The sequence below is a fragment of the Micromonospora tarapacensis genome (genome assembly GCF_019697375.1).
Lineage (GTDB): Bacteria > Actinomycetota > Actinomycetes > Mycobacteriales > Micromonosporaceae > Micromonospora > Micromonospora tarapacensis.
Genome location: NZ_JAHCDI010000003.1, coordinates 511,957 through 532,701, shown reverse-complemented (window position 1 = coordinate 532,701; position 20,745 = coordinate 511,957). Strand labels below are relative to the sequence as shown.

The following is a 20,745-nucleotide window of genomic DNA, read 5'->3' as shown; positions in this document are numbered from 1 at the left end:
TCTCCCTCAGCCGCGCTTACGCGTGGCGTAGCGGCGGCGGACGATCAGCCGGTCACTCGGCTGGCCCTTACGACGGGTGCGGCCCTCGGGCTTACCCTGCGGGTTGACCGGGTGGCGACCACCGGAGGTCTTGCCCTCACCACCACCGTGCGGGTGGTCGACCGGGTTCATCGCGACACCACGCACGGTCGGGCGCTTGCCCTTCCAGCGCATCCGGCCGGCCTTGCCCCAGTTGATGTTTGACTGGTCGGCGTTGCCGATCTCGCCGATGCTCGCGCGGCAACGCACGTCCACCCGCCGGATCTCGCCCGACGGCATGCGCAGGGTCGCGTACGCGCCCTCCCGGCCGAGCAGCTGGATGCCGACGCCGGCCGAGCGAGCCAGCTTGGCCCCGCCGCCCGGACGCAACTCCACGTTGTGGATCGTGGTGCCGACCGGGATGTTGCGCAGCGGCAGGTTGTTACCCGGCTTGATGTCTGCGGCCGGACCCGACTCGACGGCGTCGCCCTGCTTCAGGTCCTTCGGCGCGATGATGTAACGCTTCTCGCCGTCGGCGTAGTGCAGCAGCGCGATCCGCGCGGTGCGGTTCGGGTCGTACTCGATGTGCGCGACCTTGGCCGGCACGCCGTCCTTGTCGACCCGCTTGAAGTCGATCAACCGGTACTGGCGCTTGTGGCCGCCGCCCTGGTGCCGGGCGGTGATCCGGCCGTGCACGTTCCGGCCGCCCTTCTTGGGCAGCGGGACCAGCAGCGACTTCTCGGGCGTCGACCGGGTGATCTCGGCGAAGTCGGCGACGCTCGAGCCACGCCGGCCCGGCGTCGTCGGCTTGTACTTACGGATAGCCATTGTCTACACCCCTCAGCTGACCGGGCCGCCGAAGGCCTCGATGCGGTCGCCTTCAGCCAGCTTCACCATCGCCCGCTTGGTGTCCTTGCGCTTACCGAACCCGGTACGGGTCCGCTTGCGCTTGCCCTCACGGTTGAGCGTGTTGACCGTCAGGACACGAACGTTGAAGATCTGCTCGATGGCGATCTTGATCGCGGTCTTGTTCGCGTCCGGGTGCACCAGGAAGGTGTACCAGTTGCGGTTCAGCTCGCTGTAGCTCTTCTCCGAGACGACCGGCGCCACGATGATGTCGCGCGGGTCGGCGATCGTGCTCACTTGCCACCCTCCTCGGTGGTCTCGGTGGACCCGGCCGCCTGGCCGACTGCCGCCGGCAGCCCCAGGAACTCGTCCAGGGCCTCCTTGGTGAAGACCACGTCGTCGGCCACCAGCACGTCGTACGTGTTCAGCTGGCCGGCTTCGATCAGGTGCACCCGCGGCTCGTTACGCAGCGACACCCAGTTCAGCTCGTCGGTGCTGCTCAACACGACCAGCACCCGTCGGGCCTCGGACAGCTTGGCCAGCGTGGCCAGGGCGGCCTTGGTCGACGGCTTCTCGCCGGAGACGAACGCCTCGACGACGTGCACCTGCCCGGCGCGGGCCCGGTCCGAGAGGGCGCCACGCAGCGCGGCGGCCTTCATCTTCTTGGGCGTGCGCTGGCTGTAGTCGCGCGGCATCGGACCGTGCACCACGCCGCCGCCGGCGAACTGCGGCGCGCGGATCGAGCCCTGCCGGGCACGACCGGTGCCCTTCTGCTTGTACGGCTTCTTGCCGCCGCCGGCGACCTCGCCCCGGGTCTTGGTCTTGTGGGTGCCCTGCCGGGCAGCCGCGAGCTGCGCCACGACGACCTGGTGCATCAGCGCGATGTTCGCCTGCGCGTCGAAGATGTCGGCGGGCAGCTCGACCGAGCCGGTCTTGGTGCCTTCGGAGTTGAGGACGTCAACGGTGGTCACTTGACCGCACCGCCCTTCTTCGCCTTGGCCGCGGTGCGGACCAGCACCAGCGCGCCCTTGGGGCCGGGGATGGCGCCGCGGACGAGCAGGAGGTTGTTCTCGGTGTCGACCGCCTGGACGGTCAGGTTCTGCACGGTGTAGCGCACGCCGCCCATCCGGCCGGCCATCCGGGTGCCCTTGAAGACGCGGCCCGGGGTGGCGCAGGCACCGATGGAGCCCGGCGAACGGTGCTTGCGCTCGACACCGTGGCTGGCGCGCAGACCGTGGAAGCCGTGCCGCTTCATCGGGCCGGCGTAGCCCTTGCCCTTGGTCTTGCCGGTGACGTCGATCGAGACGCCGACCGGGAACTCCTCGACCGTGACCTCCTGGCCGAGCGAGTAGTCCGCGGCGTCGGTGGTGCGCAGCTCGACGATGTGCCGGCGCGGCGCCACGTCGGCCTTGGCATAATGCCCGCGCAGCGGCTTCTTGGCCTTACGCGGGTCGATCGTCCCGTACGCCAGCTGGACCGCGGAGTAACCGTCCTTGCCGGCGTCACGAACCTGGCTGATGACGCACGGGCCGGCCTGAACCACGGTCACCGGAACAACGCGGTTGTTGTCCCAGACCTGGGTCATGCCGAGCTTTGCGCCCAGGATCCCCTTAACTTGCCTGTCCATGTGTCCGGTCCCTACAGCTTGATCTCGATGTCGACGCCAGCCGGCAGGTCGAGGCGCATGAGCGAGTCGACCGTCTTCGGGGTCGGGTCGATGATGTCGATCAGCCGCTTGTGCGTACGCATCTCGAAGTGCTCGCGCGAGTCCTTGTACTTGTGCGGCGAGCGGATGACGCAGAAACGGTTGATCTCCGTGGGCAGCGGCACCGGGCCCGCGACCTGCGCCCCGGTACGCGTCACCGTCTCGACGATCTTCCGAGCCGAGGAGTCGACGACCTCGTGGTCATAGGCCTTGAGCCGGATGCGGATCTTCTGTCCCGCCATGGTGGCTTCTGTTCCTTCTCTCGATGCCGCTGTGTTGCGGGTGCCTGTACCGGCTGGTACAGACCCTCTTCGCCCACCCCCGCGGTCGGGCGTGTCGCGCCCTGGGGCCAGGCTCCGCCCCGGGTGCCCGGAGCGATCCTGACCGCGGTGGCTCCAGGCGCCGATCGCGCTGAGGCGACCTGAACGCCGCGCGAGGGTGACTGGCGGACGGGCCACCAGCCACCCCACGCCCGACTGTTCTGCCTACCCGGCGGTTCGGCCGGAGCCGAACACGGGCAGCGAACCGTCGTTACGCAACCTGACTAGTATGCCGCACGACCGGCGGCGGGTCTAATCGGGGTTACCCAGCTCACTTGACGATCTTGGTGACGCGACCCGCGCCGACCGTACGGCCACCCTCCCGGATCGCGAACTTGAGGTTTTCCTCCATCGCGATGGGCTGGATCAGCTTCACGGTCATCGTGGTGTTGTCGCCCGGCATGACCATCTCGGTACCCTCGGGAAGGGTCACGACACCGGTGACGTCCGTGGTCCGGAAGTAGAACTGCGGACGGTAGTTCTGGAAGAACGGCGTGTGCCGGCCACCCTCCTCCTTGGAGAGGATGTAGACCGTCGCCTCGAACTCGGTGTGCGGGGTCGTGGTGCCCGGCTTGACGACGACCATGCCACGCTCGACGTCCTCGCGCTTGATGCCACGCAGCAGGAGACCGACGTTCTCGCCCGCACGGGCCTCGTCGAGCAGCTTGCGGAACATCTCGATGCCGGTGCAGACCGTCTTCTGCGACTTCTCGCGGATACCGACGATCTCCACCTCCTCGTTCGGCTTGAGGATGCCGCGCTCGGCGCGACCGGTCACGACGGTGCCGCGACCGGTGATCGTGAAGACGTCCTCGATCGGCATCAGGAACGGCTTCTCGGTCTCGCGCTCCGGCTGCGGGATCGCGGTGTCGACGGCGTTCATCAGCTCCATCAGGCGGCCGGTCCACTCCGGGTCGCCCTCAAGGGCCCGTAGCGCCGAGACCCGCACGACCGGCAGGTCGTCGCCCGGGTACTCCTGCGACGAGAGCAGCTCGCGAACCTCGAGCTCGACGAGCTCGAGCAGCTCCTCGTCGTCGACCATGTCGCTCTTGTTCAGCGCCACGACGATGTACGGCACGCCGACCTGGCGGGCCAGCAGCACGTGCTCGCGGGTCTGCGGCATCGGGCCGTCGGTCGCCGCGACCACCAGGATCGCGCCGTCCATCTGGGCGGCACCGGTGATCATGTTCTTGATGTAGTCGGCGTGACCGGGGCAGTCGACGTGCGCGTAGTGCCGCGCCTCGGTCTGGTACTCGACGTGTGCGATCGAGATCGTGATGCCGCGCGCCTTCTCCTCCGGCGCCTTGTCGATCTCGTCGAACGGCGTGTACGGGTTCAGGTCCGGGAACTGGTCGTGCAGGACCTTGGTGATGGCCGCCGTCAGCGTCGTCTTACCGTGGTCGATGTGACCAATGGTGCCGATGTTGACGTGCGGCTTAGTCCGCTCGAACTTCGCCTTCGCCACTGGTGTCCTCCTGTGGACTTCTTGGTTCGTTCGCCCCGGCGCGCCAGGTCGGCGCTTAGGACTCTGTCGACAGCCTTTCCGGCCTGGCGGCCGGAGAGCTTTTGTGGGTTCTGCGGCGATGAAGCCTACAGGCCCGGAATTCACACAATCCGACCGAGGTGGTCGCGGTCGGGGAATCCTCCCGCGACCACCGCCGGATCAACTCAGGCGAGCGTCACTCACCCGTCGCCTTGGCGATGATCTCCTTCGCCACGCTCTGCGGAACCTCGGCGTAGGAGTCGAACTGCATGCTGTAGCTAGCCCGGCCCTGGGTCTTCGACCGCAGGTCGCCGACGTAGCCGAACATCTCCGACAGCGGCACCAGGGCCCGGACGACGCGAGCGCCGCTGCGCTCCTCCATCGCCTGGATGATGCCCCGCCGGGAGTTGAGGTCGCCGATGACGTCACCCATGTTCTCCTCTGGAGTGGTGACCTCAACAGCCATCATCGGCTCGAGCAGTGCGGGGTCGGCCCTGCGGGCCGCCTCCTTCATCACCATCGAGCCGGCGATCTTGAATGCCATCTCGGACGAGTCGACCTCGTGGTACTGGCCGTCCAGCAGGGTCAGCTTGACACCCACCAGCGGGAAGCCGGCGAGAATGCCGTACTGCATCGCGTCCTGCGCGCCCGCGTCCACCGATGGGATGAACTCCCGGGGGATCCGGCCACCGCTGACGGCGTTGGCGAACTCGTAGGTCGGCGAGTCGTTGCCCAGCGGCAGCGGCTCGACGCTCACGATCACGCGAGCGTACTGGCCGGAACCACCGGTCTGCTTCTTGTGGGTGTACTCGATCTTGTCCACCTTGCGGCGAACCGTCTCGCGGTACGCCACCTGCGGCTTACCGATGTTCGCCTCGACGTTGAACTCGCGGCGCATCCGGTCGACCAGGATGTCCAGGTGCAGCTCGCCCATGCCGGAGATGACCGTCTGGCCGGTCTGGTCGTCCAGCTTGACGCGGAAGGTCGGATCCTCCTCGGCCAGCCGCTGGATAGCGGTGCTGAGCTTCTCCTGGTCGGCCTTGGTCTTCGGCTCGATGGCCACCTCGATGACCGGCTCGGGGAAGGTCATCGACTCCAGGATGACCGGGTTCGCCGGGTCGCACAGCGTGTCACCGGTGGTGGTCTGCTTGAGACCCTGCACGGCGATGATGTCGCCAGCCTGGGCCGAGCCGCGCTCTTCCCGCTTGTTGGCGTGCATCTGGTAGATCTTGCCGACCCGCTCCTTGCGGTCCTTGGTGGAGTTGACCACCTGGGTGCCGGTCTCGACCACGCCGGAGTAGACCCGGACGTAGGTGAGCTTGCCGAGGTGCTTGTCGGTCTGGATCTTGAACGCCAGGCCGGAGAACGGCTCCTTCTTCGACGGCTGCCGCTGCATCGGGGTCTCGCCGTCGGTGGCCGTGCCCTCGATGGCCGGCACGTCGAGCGGCGACGGCAGGAAGTCGATGACCGCGTCGAGCATCGGCTGGACGCCCTTGTTCTTGAACGCCGAACCGCAGAGCACCGGGTTGGCCTTGCTGGCGATGGTGGCCCGACGGATGGCGGCCTTGATCTCCTCGGCGGAGATCTCCTCGCCCTCCAGGTACTTCTCCATCACCGTGTCGTCGACGTCGGCCAGAGTCTCCATCAGCTTCTCGCGCCACTCCGCCGCGGAGTCGGCCAGCTCGGCCGGGATCTCCTCGATGGCGTAGTCGTCGCCCTTCTGGGTCTCCCCACGCCAGGTGAGCGCGCGCATGCCGATCAGGTCGACGACACCGATGTGGTCGCCCTCGAGCCCGATCGGGATCTGCAGCACCAGCGGGGTGGCGTTGAGCCGGTCGATCATCATCTGCACGCAGCGGAAGAAGTCGGCACCGGTCCGGTCGAGCTTGTTGACGAAGCACATCCGGGGGACGTGGTACTTGTCGGCCTGACGCCAGACGTTCTCCGTCTGCGGCTCCACGCCGGCCACGCCGTCGTAGACCGCGACCGCACCGTCCAGCACCCGCAGCGACCGCTCGACCTCGACCGTGAAGTCGACGTGACCGGGCGTGTCGATGATCTGGATCGTGTGGCCCTTCCACTCACACTTGGTGGCAGCGGAGGTGATGGTGATGCCACGCTCCTGCTCCTGCTCCATCCAGTCCATGACGGCAGCGCCCTCGTGGACCTCACCGATCTTGTACGTGATGCCGGTGTAGAACAGGATCCGCTCGGTGGTCGTGGTCTTACCGGCATCGATGTGCGCCATGATGCCGATGTTGCGTACGTTGGCGAGCGCGTCTGCGGCGGCCACTTCAATCCCTACTTATCGTCGTCTCGACACAACTGGTGGCGTTCCGGCGCCGGTCCGGCGCCGGAACCAGGGTGTTACCAGCGGTAGTGCGCGAAGGCCTTGTTCGACTCGGCCATCTTGTGCGTGTCCTCGCGCCGCTTGACGGCGGCACCGAGGCCGTTGCTCGCGTCCAGCAGCTCGTTCATCAGCCGCTCGATCATGGTCTTCTCACGCCGTGCGCGGGCGTAGGTCACCAACCAGCGCAGGCCCAACGTGGTCGCCCGGGCCGGCCGGACCTCGACCGGAACCTGGTAGGTCGCGCCACCGACACGGCGGCTGCGTACCTCAAGGGTCGGCTTGACGTTGTCCATCGCGCGCTTGAGGGTGACGACCGGATCGGTCCCGGACTTCTCCCGGCAGCCCTCCAGGGCGGCGTAGACGACGCGCTCGGCGAGCTGACGCTTGCCGCGCAGCAGGATCTTGTTCACCAGCTGGGTGACCAGCGGCGAGTTGTACACCGGGTCAGCGACCAGCGGCTTCCGCGGTGCGGGTCCCTTGCGCGGCATGTCAGCTCTTCTCCTTCTTCGCGCCGTACCGGCTGCGCGCCTGCTTGCGGTTGCGGACGCCCTGGGTGTCCAGCGAACCGCGAACGATCTTGTAACGCACGCCGGGGAGGTCCTTCACCCGGCCACCACGCACGAGCACGATCGAGTGCTCCTGCAGGTTGTGCCCGACACCCGGGATGTAGGCGGTCACCTCGATCTGGCTGCTGAGCTTGACCCGGGCGACCTTGCGCAGCGCCGAGTTCGGCTTCTTCGGGGTGGTGGTGTAGACGCGGGTGCACACGCCGCGCCGCTGCGGGGATCCCTTGAGCGCCGGGGTCTTGGTCTTGGTCGTCTTCGCCTGGCGGCCCTTTCGGACCAACTGCTGAATGGTGGGCACCGGGTTTCTCCGCTCCCTTCGGCCGCTCGTCGCAGCCGCGCCGTCCGTCGTAGCCGATCTCGTGACCGGCTCTCCTACATTCCGACCAGGGCCGCCTCACGGAGGTCCCGGCACCCGCGGTCGGGCGTGTCGCCCAACTCACGGTCCCGGTTCCGACGCTTGCGCGCAGTCCCCGGGGTTTGTGTCGCCGGCACACGGATCGCCGCGGGCCGGGTCTTCTGGCTCAGTCGTGGCGCCATCCGGACATCGGATCGCCGCATCCAGCGCACGCACGAGTTGCCCGGGCAGGCCCGGGCACAAGGGGAAAGACTACCTACCACAGCCGTGCAGGTCAAAACGGGAAACCCGCCGGACTTCGCACCGCGTCACCTCGCACCGCGTCCGGCCGGATCCGTCGACCGCCCACCTGTCATGGGCACCTACGGATACGAGTGTACCGGCTCCTGCGGAACCTGGCCCGACAGCCCCCGAGCGGGAGGGTCGGGCAGGGCAGCTCGACCTCAGCGCAATGCCAGTAGCAGCGCCAGCCCCACACCCAGCAGGCAGAGCAGCAGGCCGGCACCACCACAGCTGACTCCGGCAATGGCCAGACCGCGGCCGGTGAACCGGACCGACGGCGGGGGCGCCGGCCGCCGGATCTGCCGCAGACCGAGCAGACCGGCCACGACGGCACCCGCCCCGGTCAGGCTGCCCAGTGCGGCGAAGGCGCCGGCGGCCCAGGCGCCGTTCGCCCCTCCCCCGACGGCCCCGAAGCAGATCACCAGGATCGACACCAGGATCGAGGTGATCCCGGCCACCAGCGAGCCGACCGCCAGGCCCGAGGTGACCGGGGGCACGTCGAGATGTACCACCCCGAACGGGGTACCGGGCACCTGCTCGACCCGCTTCGGTGGTCGGGGTCGCTCCTGCGGCGGTGCGGGCGGAGCCCAGCCCGGACCGGCCGGCGGCCAGCCAGGACCGGCCGGAGGCCAACCCGGCGCCGGCGGCGCGCCGAACGCTGGCGAGCCGAACGCTGGCGGGCCGGGGACCGGAGGGCGGTCCGGCGAGCCGGGCGGTGGGCCCCAGGGCGACGAGCCGGGCAGACCGACCGAGGTGCCCAGGGGCGGCGGACCGGGCGGACGGGAGGCCGGCGGAGCTAGGCCGGATGGCGATGGCTGCCCGGTCGAGGAGGACACCGGGACGGTCTCCGGTCCGGATCCGGCCTCGGCCTGCCCGCCGGGCCCCGCCACCTCGGCCTCCGGGCGCCCGGCGATCGGCTGGGCGGACTCGCCGCCCTCGGGGCGCACCGGTTCCGTCACGGGATCCTCCTCATCGGCAGCGTCCACCGCCGTGCGACAGACAACGGTCAGGCTACCGCCGCGGGTCCGCCCCGCCGCGCCCGGCGCGGGATCGAGCCGCCCGCACCGACGTTGCGGTCACCGGGCCACAGAGGGAGGTCCGGAGGGTCGCGGTCAGTCGATCTCGGGCCCGAAGTCCTGCCCGTACGGCGCCTCGGCGAGCCGGACCACGCCGATCACCAGCGCCGCCACCAGGCTGACCGCGACCAGCATCAGGCCCGTCCAGGCCAGGCGCTCGCCGCGACGCAGCCAGGCCTCGCCGGTCAGGAACCCACCCGAGGCGTACGCCTCCCGGCGCGCCTGCCGGGCGAGGTGCAGTGCGACGGTGGCCGGCACCACGCCGCCGACCAGCAGCCCCGTCAACGCGGCCATCAGACCCAGGGCAAAGACCGCCCGGGCCTTGGTCGCCCGGACCGGGTCCGGGTCGAGCGGGTGACGCGGCGCCGGCGCGGCGGGCGCCGATCCGGGTGCGATCGTCATGACCACATGATGCCCCCACCCGGCGATCCGCGCGGTAGCTCCGTCCGAGCTTGCTGGACGGTCCACCCGCCGCCTGGCCGCTCCTGGATACGAGAAGGCCCCCGGCAAGCCGGGGGCCTTCCCATGTCACCGCGCGGTCTAGCGGTACGACCCGAAGTCGAAGTCGTCCAGCGGGACCGCCTGGCCGCTGGCCGGCCCGAAACCGTAGTCGGTCTCCGGGTAGCCGGTCATCGAGTAGACCTTGGCCTTCGCCTCCTCGGTCGGCTCGACCCGGACGTTGCGGTACTTGCTGATGCCGGTACCGGCCGGGATGAGCTTACCGATGATCACGTTCTCCTTGAGACCGATCAGCGAGTCACTGCGGGCGTGAATCGCCGCGTCGGTCAGCACCCGGGTGGTCTCCTGGAAGGAGGCCGCCGAGAGCCAGGAGTCGGTGGCCAGTGAGGCCTTGGTGATGCCCATCAGCACCGGACGACCCGCGGCGGGTTCGCCGCCCTCGGAGACGAGCCGGCGGTTCTCCGACTCGAAGAGCGCCCGGTCGACCAGCACGCCCGGCAGGAACTCGGTCGAGCCGGAGTCGATGACCGTCACCCGCTTGAGCATCTGGCGAATGATGATCTCGATGTGCTTGTCGTGGATGAGCACGCCCTGGGAACGGTAGACCTCCTGAACCTCCTGGGTCAGGTGGACCTGGACCGCCCGGGGGCCGAGGATGCGGAGCAACTCGTGCGGGTCGATGGTGCCCTCGGTGAGCTTCTCGCCGACCTCGACGTGGTCGCCGTCGTGCGCCCGCAGCCGGACCCGCTTCGAGATCTTGTCGTAGACGATCTCGTCGCTGCCGTCGTCCGGGATCACCACGATCTTGCGCGACCGCTCGCCGTCCTCGATCCGGATCCGGCCGGGGGTGTCGGCGATCGGCGCCTTACCCTTCGGGATCCGGGCCTCGAAGATCTCCTGGACACGCGGCAGACCCTGGGTGATGTCCTCACCCGCGACGCCACCCGTGTGGAAGGTACGCATCGTCAACTGCGTACCCGGCTCACCGATCGACTGGGCCGCGATGATGCCGACCGCCTCGCCGATGTCCACGGTCTTGCCGGTCGGCAGCGACCGGCCGTAGCAGGCCGCGCAGACGCCCAGCTTCGACTCGCAGGTCAGCACGCTACGGACCCGGACCGTCTCGACGCCGGCCGCCACGATCCGGTCGACCAGAATCGAGTTGAGGTCCTGGCCCCGCTCGGCCACCACGGTGCCGTCCGGTGCCTTGATGTCGTCGGCCAGCGTGCGGGCGTGCGCGCCGGTCTCGGCGTGCTCGTGCACGACAAGCTTGCCGTCGAGCTGCTCGCCGACCTGCATCGGGATGGCCCGATCGGTGCCGCAGTCCTCCTCGCGGATGATCACGTCCTGCGAGACGTCCACCAGACGACGGGTCAGGTAACCCGAGTCGGCGGTACGCAGAGCCGTGTCCGCGAGGCCCTTACGGGCACCGTGCGTGGAGATGAAGTACTCCAGCACGGACAGACCCTCGCGGTAGCTCGACTTGATCGGCCGCGGGATGATCTCGCCCTTCGGGTTGGCCACCAGGCCACGGATTGCCGCGATCTGGCGCAGCTGGAGCAGGTTACCGCGGGCACCCGAGTGGATCATCTTCCACAGCGGGTTCTCCTGCGGCAGCGAGTTCTCCAGGTCCTTGGCGACCTCGTTGGTCGCCTTCGTCCAGATCTCGATCAGCTCGCCGCGGCGCTCCTCGCCGGTCATCAGACCACGCTGGTACTGCTTGTCGATCCGGTCGGCTTCCTTCTCGTAGCGTTGCAGGATCTCCTGCTTGTGCGGAGGCGTGACCACGTCCTCCATGCCGATCGTGACGCCGGACCAGGTGGCCCAGTGGAAACCGGCCTCCTTGAGACCGTCGAGGGTGGCGGCCAGCTCCACCTTGGGGTAGCGCTCGGCGAGGTCGTTGACGATCTGCGAGAGCTGGCCCTTACGGACCTCGTAGTTCACGAAGCGGTAGCCCCGCGGCATCGTCTCGTTGAACAGCACCCGGCCGAGGGTGGTGTCCACGGTGAGCGGGTCGCCCGTGGTCCAGCCCTCAGGTGCGGTCCAGGCCTCGCCGCCCGCGCCGTTGTCGACCTCGACGACGCCGCGCAGCCGGATCTTGATCAGAGACTGCAGGTCCAGCTCACCGTTGTCGTACGCCATCCGCGCCTCGGCGTCCGAGCTGAACGCGCGTCCCTCCCCACGCTCACCGGAGGTGAGGTGGGTGAGGTGGTACAGCCCGATGATCATGTCCTGGGTGGGCATCGTCACGGGCTTGCCGTCGGCCGGCTTGAGGATGTTGTTCGACGACAGCATCAGGATCCGCGCCTCGGCCTGGGCCTCGGCGGACAACGGCACGTGCACCGCCATCTGGTCACCGTCGAAGTCCGCGTTGAACGCGGTGCAGACCAGCGGGTGGATCTGGATCGCCTTGCCCTCGACCAGCTGCGGCTCGAAGGCCTGGATGCCCAGTCGGTGCAGGGTGGGCGCCCGGTTGAGCAGCACCGGGTGCTCGCCGATGACCTCTTCCAGCACATCCCACACGACCGGCCGCTGCCGCTCCACCATCCGCTTCGCGGACTTGATGTTCTGCGCGTGGTTGAGATCGACCAGCCGCTTCATCACGAACGGCTTGAACAGCTCCAGCGCCATCTGCTTGGGCAGGCCACACTGGTGCAGCTTGAGCTTCGGGCCGACCACGATGACCGAACGGCCGGAGTAGTCGACGCGCTTGCCGAGCAGGTTCTGGCGGAACCGGCCCTGCTTGCCCTTGAGCATGTCGGACAGCGACTTCAGCGGACGGTTACCCGGCCCGGTGACCGGCCGGCCACGACGGCCGTTGTCGAACAACGCGTCGACGGCCTCCTGGAGCATCCGCTTCTCGTTGTTGACGATGATCTCGGGAGCACCGAGATCGATCAGCCGCTTGAGCCGGTTGTTCCGGTTGATCACCCGGCGGTACAGGTCGTTCAGGTCGCTGGTCGCGAAGCGGCCACCGTCGAGCTGCACCATCGGGCGCAGGTCCGGCGGGATGACCGGCACGCAGTCCAGCACCATACCGAGCGGCGAGTTGCGGGTGTTCTGGAACGCCGCGACGACCTTCAGCCGCTTGAGCGCCCGGATCTTCCGCTGACCCTTGCCGCTACGGATGGTCTCGCGCAGGCTCTCGGCCTCGGCTTCGAGGTCCATGTTCTGCACCAGGGCCTTGATCGCCTCGGCGCCCATGCCACCGGTGAAGTACTCACCGAACCGGTCCCGCAACTCCCGGTAGAGCAGCTCGTCGGTGACCAGCTGCTTCGGGTCCAACTTGCGGAAGGTGTCCAGCACCTCGTCCAGGCGGTCGATCTCGCGCTGGGCCCGGTCGCGGATCTGGCGCATCTCGCGCTCTCCGCCCTCCTTGACCTTGCGCCGGACGTCCGCCTTCGCGCCCTCGGCCTCCAGCTCGGCCAGGTCGGCCTCAAGCTTGGCGGCCCGCTTCTCGATCTCCGAGTCGCGGCTGTTCTCCGACTGGCGCTTCTCGGCCAGAATCTCGTTCTCGATCGTCGAGAGGTCACGGTGACGCGCCTCGGCGTCCACGCTCGTCACGACGTACGAGGCAAAGTAGATGATCTTCTCGAGGTCCTTCGGGGCGAGGTCCAGCAGGTAGCCCAGCCGGCTCGGCACGCCCTTGAAGTACCAGATGTGGGTTACCGGGGCGGCAAGCTCGATGTGGCCCATCCGCTCACGGCGGACCTTCGAGCGGGTCACCTCGACGCCGCAGCGCTCGCAGATGATGCCCTTGAACCGAACCCGCTTGTACTTACCGCAGTAGCACTCCCAGTCCCGCTGCGGACCGAAGATCTTCTCGCAGAAGAGTCCGTCCTTTTCCGGTTTGAGGGTGCGGTAGTTGATCGTCTCGGGCTTCTTGACCTCGCCGTGCGACCACTGACGAATGTCGTCGGCGGTCGCCAGCCCAATTCGCAACTCGTCGAAAAAGTTGACGTCGAGCACGTTCAATTCCCTCACACGTCGCTTGTTGCGCTAGCAGCTGACCGGGCCTGGTCCGGTGACGGGGTGACCCACCAGGGAGTCATCCCGCCACCGGACCCCAACGTCACACTTCCTCGACCGAGCTCGGCTCGCGCCGGGACAGGTCGATACCCAGTTCCTCCGCGGCCCGGAACACCTCGTCGTCGGTCTCGCGCATCTCCAGGGCCACGCCGTCGCTGGAGAGCACCTCTACGTTGAGGCACAGCGACTGCAACTCCTTGAGCAGCACCTTGAACGACTCCGGGATGCCCGGCTCGGGGATGTTCTCGCCCTTGACGATGGCCTCGTAGACCTTCACCCGGCCGAGAACGTCGTCGGACTTGATCGTCAGCAGCTCCTGCAGGGCATACGCGGCACCGTATGCCTGCATCGCCCAGCACTCCATCTCGCCGAAGCGCTGACCACCGAACTGCGCCTTACCACCCAGCGGCTGCTGCGTGATCATCGAGTACGGGCCGGTCGACCGAGCGTGGATCTTGTCGTCGACCAGGTGGTTGAGCTTCAGGATGTAGATGTAGCCGACCGCGATCGGGTCGGGCAGCGGCTCGCCGGAGCGACCATCGAACAACTGCGCCTTACCGGAGGAGCCGATCAGCTGCTTGCCGTCCCGGTTGGGCAGGGTCGACGCGAGCAGGCCGGAGATCTCCTCCTCCCGGGCACCGTCGAAGACCGGGGTGGCCACGTTGGTGTCGGGCTCGGCCTCGTCGGCACCGATGCTCCGGAGCTGACGCTGCCAGTCCGCGTCGTCGCCGTCGACCTTCCAGCCGGTCTTCGCCACCCACCCCAGGTGGGTTTCCAGCACCTGGCCGATGTTCATCCGGCCCGGCACGCCGAGCGGGTTGAGCACGATGTCGACCGGGGTGCCGTCCTGCAGGAACGGCATGTCCTCGACCGGCAGGATCTTGGAGATGACGCCCTTGTTGCCGTGGCGTCCGGCGAGCTTGTCACCGTCCTGGATCTTCCGCTTCTGGGCGACGTAGACCCGGACCAACTCGTTGACGCCCGGCGGCAACTCGTCGCCGTCCTCCCGGGAGAAGGTCCGCACACCGATGACCGTGCCGGTCTCGCCGTGCGGCACCTTCAGGGAGGTGTCCCGGACCTCACGCGCCTTCTCACCGAAGATCGCGCGGAGCAGTCGCTCCTCCGGGGTCAGCTCGGTCTCGCCCTTGGGCGTGACCTTGCCGACCAGGATGTCGCCGGGAACGACCTCGGCGCCGATCCGGATGATGCCGCGCTCGTCGAGGTCGGCGAGCATCTCCTCGCTGACGTTCGGGATGTCGCGGGTGATCTCCTCCGGGCCGAGCTTGGTGTCCCGCGCGTCGACCTCGTGCTCCTCGATGTGGATCGAGGTGAGCACATCCTGCTGGACGAGGCGCTGCGACAGGATGATCGCGTCCTCGTAGTTGTGCCCCTCCCAGGTCATGAACGCCACGAGCAGGTTTCGCCCGAGCGCCATCTCGCCCTCGTCGGTGCACGGACCGTCGGCGATGACCTGGCCGGCCTCGACGCGGTCGCCCTCGAAGACGACCGGCTTCTGGTTGACGCAGGAGCCGGCGTTGGAGCGGCGGAACTTGTGCAGCAGGTACGTCCGGCGGTGGCCGTCGTCCTGGTGGACGGTGATGTAGTCCGCGCAGAGGTCCTCGACAACGCCACCGACCTCGGCCACGACCACGTCACCGGCGTCGACGGCGGCTCGGTACTCCATGCCGGTGCCGACGAGCGGGGACTCGGCCTTGACCAGCGGCACCGCCTGGCGCTGCATGTTCGCGCCCATCAGTGCCCGGTTCGCGTCGTCGTGCTCAAGGAACGGGATCATCGCGGTCGCGACCGAGGTCATCTGCCGCGGCGACACGTCCATGTAGTCCACGGCGCCCGGCGCGACGTCCTCGGTCTCGCCGCCCTTACGACGGACCAGGACGCGATCCTCGACGAACGTGCCGTCGGCCTTCAGCGGCGCGTTGGCCTGCGCCTTGACGAACCGGTCCTCCTCGTCCGCGGTCAGGTAGTCGATCTGGTCGGTGACCCGACCTTCGATGACCTTCCGGTACGGCGTCTCGATGAAGCCGAACGGATTGACCCGGGCGAAGGTGGACAGCGCGCCGATCAGACCGATGTTCGGGCCTTCGGGCGTCTCGATCGGGCACATCCGGCCGTAGTGGGACGGGTGCACGTCGCGGACCTCGAAGCCGGCCCGCTCCCGGGACAGACCACCCGGGCCGAGCGCGCTCAGCCGGCGCCGGTGGGTCAGGCCCGCCAGCGGGTTGGTCTGGTCCATGAACTGGGACAGCTGCGAGGTGCCGAAGAACTCCCGGATCGCGGCCACGACCGGACGGATGTTGATCAGGGTCTGCGGCGTGATCGCCTCGACGTCCTGCGTGGTCATCCGCTCGCGGACGACCCGCTCCATCCGGGACAGGCCGACCCGAACCTGGTTCTGGATCAGCTCGCCGACGGTACGCAGCCGCCGGTTGCCGAAGTGGTCGATGTCGTCGGCCTCGTAGCCCTCCTCACCGGCGTGCAGCCGGCAGAGGTACTCCACGGTGGCGACGATGTCGTCCTCGGTCAGCGTGCCGGTGGTGATCGGCACACCCACTTCGAGCTTCTTGTTGAACTTGTACCGACCGACCTTGGCGACGTCGTACCGCTTCGGGTTGAAGAAGAGGTTGTCGAGCAGGGTCTGGGCGTTCTCGCGGGTCGGCGGCTCGCCAGGGCGGAGCTTGCGGTAGATGTCCAGCAGCGCCTCGTCCTGGCCGGCGATGTGATCCTTCTCGAGCGTGGTCATCATCAGCTCGGACCAGCCGAACTTCTCACGGATCTGCTCGGCCGACCATCCGACGGCCTTGAGCAGCACCGTGACGGCCTGCCGGCGCTTGCGATCGATGCGGACGCCGACCGTGTCGCGCTTGTCGATGTCGAACTCCAACCAGGCACCCCGGCTCGGGATGACCTTGACGCTGGAGAGGTCGCGGTCGGAGGTCTTGTCCGGCTGCTTGTCGAAGTAGACGCCCGGCGATCGGACGAGCTGGCTGACCACCACACGCTCGGTGCCGTTGATGATGAAGGTGCCCTTCGGCGTCATCATCGGGAAGTCACCCATGAACACCGTCTGGCTCTTGATCTCGCCGGTGGTGTTGTTGGTGAACTCCGCGGTCACGAACAGCGGCGCGCAGTAGGTGAGGTCCTTCTCCTTGCACTCCTCGATCGAGGCCTTGACCTCGTCGAAGCGTGGCGCCGAGAAGGAAAGCGACATAGTGCCCGAGAAGTCCTCAATGGGACTGATCTCGTCGAGAATTTCCGCGAGACCCGAGCGTGCGTGCGGGTCGTCCGCCGACCGGCCCTGCCAACCCTCATTGCCGACGAGCCAGTCGAACGACTCGTTCTGGATGGCGAGGAGGTTGGGGACCTCGAGGTGTTCGGTGATCCGACCGAAAGAAACTCGGCGGGGAGCGAATGCGCTCGACGTACGACTGGTCTTCGCAGGGCGGGAAGCTGCCAAGATGCGTCCTTCCGAGGACCGGTGCTGCAGAACGGCTGGTACGCGTGCACTCCAATGACCCCACCAGAAAATATCCATAAACGGACATTTCCGAGCAGGGGTCAAGTCGGAAGGCAGCGCAAACTAGCAGTGTAGCCGAGAGGCTAACCGCTGTCCAGCCCAACCCGCAGGTCGTTGCGGAACGCGCCTCGGGACCCCTCGAACGGGTCGTACCGGGCCGCTCGGAACGCAACGTTCCTGCCGGGCCGCTCGGGTCTCAGCGGCGAATGGTGCTGCCGCTGCACTACCCGCGCGATGGCCGTCGCAAGCGCGGAAGGTCTTGCTGATGTCAGCGTGCCTGGCGGTCCAGTGCCGCGTCAAGAGCCGTCGTCGCCATCGGACGCTGTTTCCCACCGACGGGCGAGGCCGACGGCCCCCGGCGGCGGCCTCGGGGTCCGTTCGACGCCCTGCTCATGCCCGTTCGACGCCCTGCTCATGCCGGCTCCCGGCGGGAGGCCACCAACACGGCGGGCGGCGATCCGGTCTCGGATCGCCGCCCGCCGCGACGTGGTGTGCCCTGGCTCAGGCGAGCCGGGCGGCCAGGTGGGACTCAGGTCACTTGAGGGTGACCTTGGCGCCCTCGCCCTCCAGCTTGGCCTTGGCCTTCTCGGCGGTCTCCTTGTTGACCTTCTCCAGGATGGCCTTCGGCGCGGACTCGACCGCGTCCTTGGCCTCCTTGAGGCCCAGGCCGGTCAGCTCGCGGACGACCTTGATGACCTGGATCTTCTTGCCACCGTCGGCGTCGAGGATGACGTCGAACTCGTCCTTCTCCGGCTCGGCCTCGGCGGCCGGGCCAGCCGGGCCGGCGGGGCCGGCAACGGCGACCGGCGCGGCGGCGGTGACCTCGAAGGTCTCCTCGAACTGCTTCACGAACTCGGAGAGCTCGATCAGCGTCATCTCCTTGAACGCGTCGAGCAGCTCGTCGGTGCTGAGCTTCGCCATGGCTGGCGTCCTTTCCTGAATGATTTACCTAAGAACGTGGTTGCGCCGCGGGGCCTCAGGCCGCCTCGGCGCCCTCCTTCTCGCGCTTGTCCTGCAGGGCGGCCGCCAGGCGGGCGGTCTTCGACAGCGGGGCCTGGAACAGGGCCGCGGCCTTGCTCAGGTTGCCCTTCATCGCGCCGGCCAGCTTGGCCAGCAGCACCTCACGGGACTCAAGGTCGGCGAGCTTCGTGACCTCGGCCGCGGAAATGGCCTTGCCCTCGAAGACGCCGCCCTTGATGACGAGCTTCGGGTTGGACTTCGCGAAGTCGCGAAGACCCTTCGCCGCCTCTACGACGTCGCCCGAAACGAAAGTCAGCGCGGTAGGACCGGTGAACAGCTCGTCGATGCCGGAGATGCCCGCGTCCGCCGCTGCACGCTTGGCCAGCGTGTTCTTGGCGACCGTGTAGGTCGACTCCCTGCCGAGCGAGCGCCGCAGCTGGGTGAGCTGGGAAACCGTCAGACCGCGGTACTCGGTCAGCACGGTGGCACCCGCGCTACGGAAACTCTCCGTCAGCTCAGCAACGGCCGTGGCCTTGTCGGCCCGGATCGGCTTGTCCGCCATGTCCCTCCTCTCTCGTTGCTCGAGGCTGGTCACCGTCGCAGGCGAGCGCCCGTGACGGTGGCGGAGGCATCGCGGCAACAGAAAAGCCCCGGCGCAGGGCGCACGGGGCGAGGCCGGCGGAGATCATTGCGGTCGACGGACCGCAGGATGCTGCCGATGTTCGCTTGCCGCCCTGCGCGGGTCGCCCGTCTTCGCGGGACCTTCGACCGTGCCGAGGCACGGTGACCAGCGGTCTCTGGGTGGAACTTCATGCACAACAACATGCACGACGTCATGAGCGTACGCGACGCCGCTCAGCCCGCCAAACTGCCCCAGTGTGCCCCCGCTCACCCCTGCCGTGACAGGCCGCCGGCCTCAGGCCCGCCGGCCGCGGGCCCGGGCGTACCCGGCCAGCGGCACCGTCGCCCCGGCCACCGCCCACCCCGTCGACGACAGGGCGGTCAGGCCCGAGAACGCTCCGGTCAACGCCCGGGCCGTGGGGATCAACGGCGGCGCCAGCCAAGGCACCACCGAGCCGATGCTGCCGAGCACCAGAGGCCGAGCCGGTCGACCCACCGGCGTACGGCCCGATCGGCCTCGGCTCGGGACAGGCCGGCCATCCGGGCGGCCGCCGCAAGGTATCCACCGACGGTGAACGGCTGGTCGGCGGGGAATCGCTCGGGCACCCAGCCCACGGCGGCCGGTCGATCGGCCACCCGGCCCCGGGTCGGGCGCAGCACACCCGCGGCAAGCTGGAGCAGCGACGACTTGCCGGCGCCGTTACGACCGGGCACGACCACCGCCTCGCCGGAGGCGACGTGAAGTGTCGCCTCCCGCAGCACCCACGGACCGCGCCGGTGGTATCTCAGCCACACGTCCTCCAGCCACATGCTGTGAGCGTGCCACAACGCGACAGCGACCGGGGTCCCTGCCACCTCGTGGCGGGGACCCCGGTCGGCGCGGTCGAGCTCAGCTGTCGGCCGAGCCCTCCCGCAGGTTCTTCACCACGTTCGGGTCGATCGGGACGCCCGGGCCCATGGTGGTGGTGAGGGTGACCTTCTTGAGGTACTTGCCCTTGGCGGCGGACGGCTTGGCCCGCAGCACCTCGTCGAGGACGGCCGCGTAGTTGTCGACCAGCTGGACCTCCGAGAACGAGGCCTTGCCGATGATCAGGTGCAGGTTGGAGTGCTTGTCCACCCGGAAGGTGATCTTCCCGCCCTTGATGTCGGACACCGCCTTGGTGACGTCCATGGTCACCGTGCCCGTCTTCGGGTTCGGCATGAGACCGCGCGGGCCCAGGATCCGCGCGATCCGGCCGATCTTGGCCATCTGGTCCGGCGTGGCGATCGCCGCGTCGAAGTCCAGCCAACCGCCCTGGATCCGGGCGACCAACTCGTCGGTACCCACCTCGTCGGCACCGGCGGCGGCAGCCTCGTCGGCCTTCGCGCCGGCGGCGAAGACGATCACGCGGGCGGTCTTGCCGGTGCCGTGCGGCAGGTTGACCGTGCCGCGGACCATCTGGTCCGCCTTGCGGGGGTCGACGCCGAGGCGCATCGCGACCTCGACCGTGGCGTCGAACTTGGCGGTGGTGCTCCCCTTGGCCAACTTGACGGCCTCGGAGGGGGTGTAGAGCTTGGACCGGTCGATGGCCTCGGCGGCCTTGCGGTAGCTCTTGCTGCGCTGCATCTTCTGTTTACTCCTGTGGTCTCTGGCGGGCCGCGGTGTTCGCGCGCCCTCCCACGATCCGTACGGGTCGGCTGCGGTCGACGTCAGTCGGCGACGTTCAGGCCCATCGACCGGGCGGTGCCGGCGATGATCTTCTCAGCCTGGTCGAGGTCGTTGGCGTTGAGGTCGGCCATCTTCTTCTCGGCGATCTCGCGCAGCTGTGCGCGGGTCACCGAGCCGACCTTCTGCGTGTGCGGGACGCCCGAGCCCTTCTGCACGCCGGCCGCCTTGATCAGCAGCCGGGCGGCGGGCGGGGTCTTCAGCACGAAGGTGAAGGAACGGTCCTCGTACACGCTGATCTCGGCGGGGACGATGTCGCCCCGCTGCGACTCGGTCTGCGCGTTGTACGACTTGCAGAACTCCATGATGTTCACGCCGTGCTGACCGAGCGCGGGGCCGACCGGCGGTGCCGGAGTGGCCTGGCCCGCCGGCAGCTGAAGCGTGAACGTCTTGACGAGCTTCTTCTTCGGAGGCATGTCTCTTCCTGGGGCTTGG

At 68.4% G+C, this 20,745-nt stretch carries 19 protein-coding genes; all 19 read right to left on the bottom strand.

What is annotated here, in order from left to right; genetic code table 11:
* Nucleotides 1-6: 6 nt before the first annotated feature.
* Nucleotides 7-846 carry a 50S ribosomal protein L2 gene (rplB, locus tag KIF24_RS03370; RefSeq protein ID WP_221082712.1) on the bottom strand — a complete coding sequence of 280 codons (840 nt, stop codon included), beginning with the start codon at nucleotides 844-846 and terminating at the stop codon, nucleotides 7-9.
* Nucleotides 847-858: 12 nt separating this feature from the next.
* A complete protein-coding gene (gene rplW, locus KIF24_RS03365; RefSeq protein WP_093403611.1) occupies nucleotides 859-1,161 on the bottom strand; it encodes a 50S ribosomal protein L23 in 303 nt (100 codons plus the stop codon).
* Nucleotides 1,158-1,835 carry a 50S ribosomal protein L4 gene (gene rplD / locus KIF24_RS03360; RefSeq protein ID WP_221082711.1) on the bottom strand — a complete coding sequence of 226 codons (678 nt, stop codon included), beginning with the start codon at nucleotides 1,833-1,835 and terminating at the stop codon, nucleotides 1,158-1,160. Before rplD ends, rplW begins: the two co-directional genes overlap by 4 nt.
* Entirely contained in the window at nucleotides 1,832-2,491 is a 660-nt protein-coding gene (gene rplC / locus KIF24_RS03355; RefSeq protein ID WP_221082710.1) for a 50S ribosomal protein L3, read from the bottom strand. Before rplC ends, rplD begins: the two co-directional genes overlap by 4 nt.
* Nucleotides 2,492-2,502: 11 nt before the next feature.
* Nucleotides 2,503-2,811 carry a 30S ribosomal protein S10 gene (gene rpsJ, locus KIF24_RS03350; RefSeq protein WP_007073037.1) on the bottom strand — a complete coding sequence of 103 codons (309 nt, stop codon included), beginning with the start codon at nucleotides 2,809-2,811 and terminating at the stop codon, nucleotides 2,503-2,505.
* 349 nt (nucleotides 2,812-3,160) lie between these two features.
* Complete coding sequence (gene tuf / locus KIF24_RS03345) at nucleotides 3,161-4,354, bottom strand: elongation factor Tu (protein WP_221082709.1); 1,194 nt, start codon at nucleotides 4,352-4,354, stop codon at nucleotides 3,161-3,163.
* A gap of 214 nt (nucleotides 4,355-4,568) precedes the next feature.
* On the bottom strand, nucleotides 4,569-6,665 hold the full coding sequence (gene fusA, locus KIF24_RS03340) for an elongation factor G (protein ID WP_221082708.1): 2,097 nt from the start codon (nucleotides 6,663-6,665) through the stop codon (nucleotides 4,569-4,571).
* Nucleotides 6,666-6,739: 74 nt separating this feature from the next.
* Nucleotides 6,740-7,210: a 30S ribosomal protein S7 gene (rpsG, locus tag KIF24_RS03335; protein ID WP_221082707.1), complete on the bottom strand. Its 471-nt coding sequence runs from the start codon at nucleotides 7,208-7,210 to the stop codon at nucleotides 6,740-6,742.
* Nucleotide 7,211: 1 nt separating this feature from the next.
* Entirely contained in the window at nucleotides 7,212-7,586 is a 375-nt protein-coding gene (gene rpsL / locus KIF24_RS03330) for a 30S ribosomal protein S12 (protein WP_007465318.1), read from the bottom strand.
* A gap of 500 nt (nucleotides 7,587-8,086) precedes the next feature.
* Nucleotides 8,087-8,458: a hypothetical protein gene (locus tag KIF24_RS03325; protein ID WP_221083154.1), complete on the bottom strand. Its 372-nt coding sequence runs from the start codon at nucleotides 8,456-8,458 to the stop codon at nucleotides 8,087-8,089.
* Nucleotides 8,459-9,037: 579 nt separating this feature from the next.
* The gene (locus tag KIF24_RS03320; RefSeq protein ID WP_221082706.1) at nucleotides 9,038-9,403 is read right to left on the bottom strand and encodes a hypothetical protein; all 366 of its coding nucleotides are present in this window, start codon (nucleotides 9,401-9,403) and stop codon (nucleotides 9,038-9,040) included.
* Between the two features lie 138 nt (nucleotides 9,404-9,541).
* On the bottom strand, nucleotides 9,542-13,429 hold the full coding sequence (locus KIF24_RS03315; RefSeq protein ID WP_221083153.1) for a DNA-directed RNA polymerase subunit beta': 3,888 nt from the start codon (nucleotides 13,427-13,429) through the stop codon (nucleotides 9,542-9,544).
* 103 nt (nucleotides 13,430-13,532) lie between these two features.
* Nucleotides 13,533-16,964 carry a DNA-directed RNA polymerase subunit beta gene (gene rpoB, locus KIF24_RS03310; protein WP_221082705.1) on the bottom strand — a complete coding sequence of 1,144 codons (3,432 nt, stop codon included), beginning with the start codon at nucleotides 16,962-16,964 and terminating at the stop codon, nucleotides 13,533-13,535.
* Between the two features lie 594 nt (nucleotides 16,965-17,558).
* Nucleotides 17,559-17,945: a 50S ribosomal protein L7/L12 gene (gene rplL, locus KIF24_RS03305; protein ID WP_221082704.1), complete on the bottom strand. Its 387-nt coding sequence runs from the start codon at nucleotides 17,943-17,945 to the stop codon at nucleotides 17,559-17,561.
* A 55-nt stretch (nucleotides 17,946-18,000) separates the two neighbouring features.
* Nucleotides 18,001-18,546 carry a 50S ribosomal protein L10 gene (gene rplJ, locus KIF24_RS03300; RefSeq protein WP_221083152.1) on the bottom strand — a complete coding sequence of 182 codons (546 nt, stop codon included), beginning with the start codon at nucleotides 18,544-18,546 and terminating at the stop codon, nucleotides 18,001-18,003.
* Between the two features lie 354 nt (nucleotides 18,547-18,900).
* Nucleotides 18,901-19,056: a hypothetical protein gene (locus KIF24_RS03295; RefSeq protein WP_221082703.1), complete on the bottom strand. Its 156-nt coding sequence runs from the start codon at nucleotides 19,054-19,056 to the stop codon at nucleotides 18,901-18,903.
* A complete protein-coding gene (locus KIF24_RS03290; RefSeq protein WP_221082702.1) occupies nucleotides 19,029-19,415 on the bottom strand; it encodes an ATP-binding cassette domain-containing protein in 387 nt (128 codons plus the stop codon). Before KIF24_RS03290 ends, KIF24_RS03295 begins: the two co-directional genes overlap by 28 nt.
* A 79-nt stretch (nucleotides 19,416-19,494) precedes the next feature.
* Nucleotides 19,495-20,211: a 50S ribosomal protein L1 gene (gene rplA / locus KIF24_RS03285; RefSeq protein ID WP_221082701.1), complete on the bottom strand. Its 717-nt coding sequence runs from the start codon at nucleotides 20,209-20,211 to the stop codon at nucleotides 19,495-19,497.
* An 83-nt stretch (nucleotides 20,212-20,294) separates the two neighbouring features.
* Nucleotides 20,295-20,726 carry a 50S ribosomal protein L11 gene (gene rplK, locus KIF24_RS03280; RefSeq protein ID WP_221082700.1) on the bottom strand — a complete coding sequence of 144 codons (432 nt, stop codon included), beginning with the start codon at nucleotides 20,724-20,726 and terminating at the stop codon, nucleotides 20,295-20,297.
* Nucleotides 20,727-20,745 lie beyond the last annotated feature (19 nt).

What these genes read in the sequence shown, in the direction of transcription:
- KIF24_RS03320 (WP_221082706.1), bottom strand. Translation starts at nt 9,403, where the DNA reads ATGACGATCGCACCCGGATCGGCGCCCGCCGCGCCGGCGCCGCGTCAC.
- rplB (WP_221082712.1), bottom strand. Translation starts at nt 846, where the DNA reads ATGGCTATCCGTAAGTACAAGCCGACGACGCCGGGCCGGCGTGGCTCG.
- KIF24_RS03290 (WP_221082702.1), bottom strand. Translation starts at nt 19,415, where the DNA reads ATGTGGCTGGAGGACGTGTGGCTGAGATACCACCGGCGCGGTCCGTGG.
- rpsG (WP_221082707.1), bottom strand. Translation starts at nt 7,210, where the DNA reads ATGCCGCGCAAGGGACCCGCACCGCGGAAGCCGCTGGTCGCTGACCCG.
- rplL (WP_221082704.1), bottom strand. Translation starts at nt 17,945, where the DNA reads ATGGCGAAGCTCAGCACCGACGAGCTGCTCGACGCGTTCAAGGAGATG.
- rplK (WP_221082700.1), bottom strand. Translation starts at nt 20,726, where the DNA reads ATGCCTCCGAAGAAGAAGCTCGTCAAGACGTTCACGCTTCAGCTGCCG.
- rpsJ (WP_007073037.1), bottom strand. Translation starts at nt 2,811, where the DNA reads ATGGCGGGACAGAAGATCCGCATCCGGCTCAAGGCCTATGACCACGAG.
- rplJ (WP_221083152.1), bottom strand. Translation starts at nt 18,546, where the DNA reads ATGGCGGACAAGCCGATCCGGGCCGACAAGGCCACGGCCGTTGCTGAG.
- rplC (WP_221082710.1), bottom strand. Translation starts at nt 2,491, where the DNA reads ATGGACAGGCAAGTTAAGGGGATCCTGGGCGCAAAGCTCGGCATGACC.
- rplA (WP_221082701.1), bottom strand. Translation starts at nt 20,211, where the DNA reads ATGCAGCGCAGCAAGAGCTACCGCAAGGCCGCCGAGGCCATCGACCGG.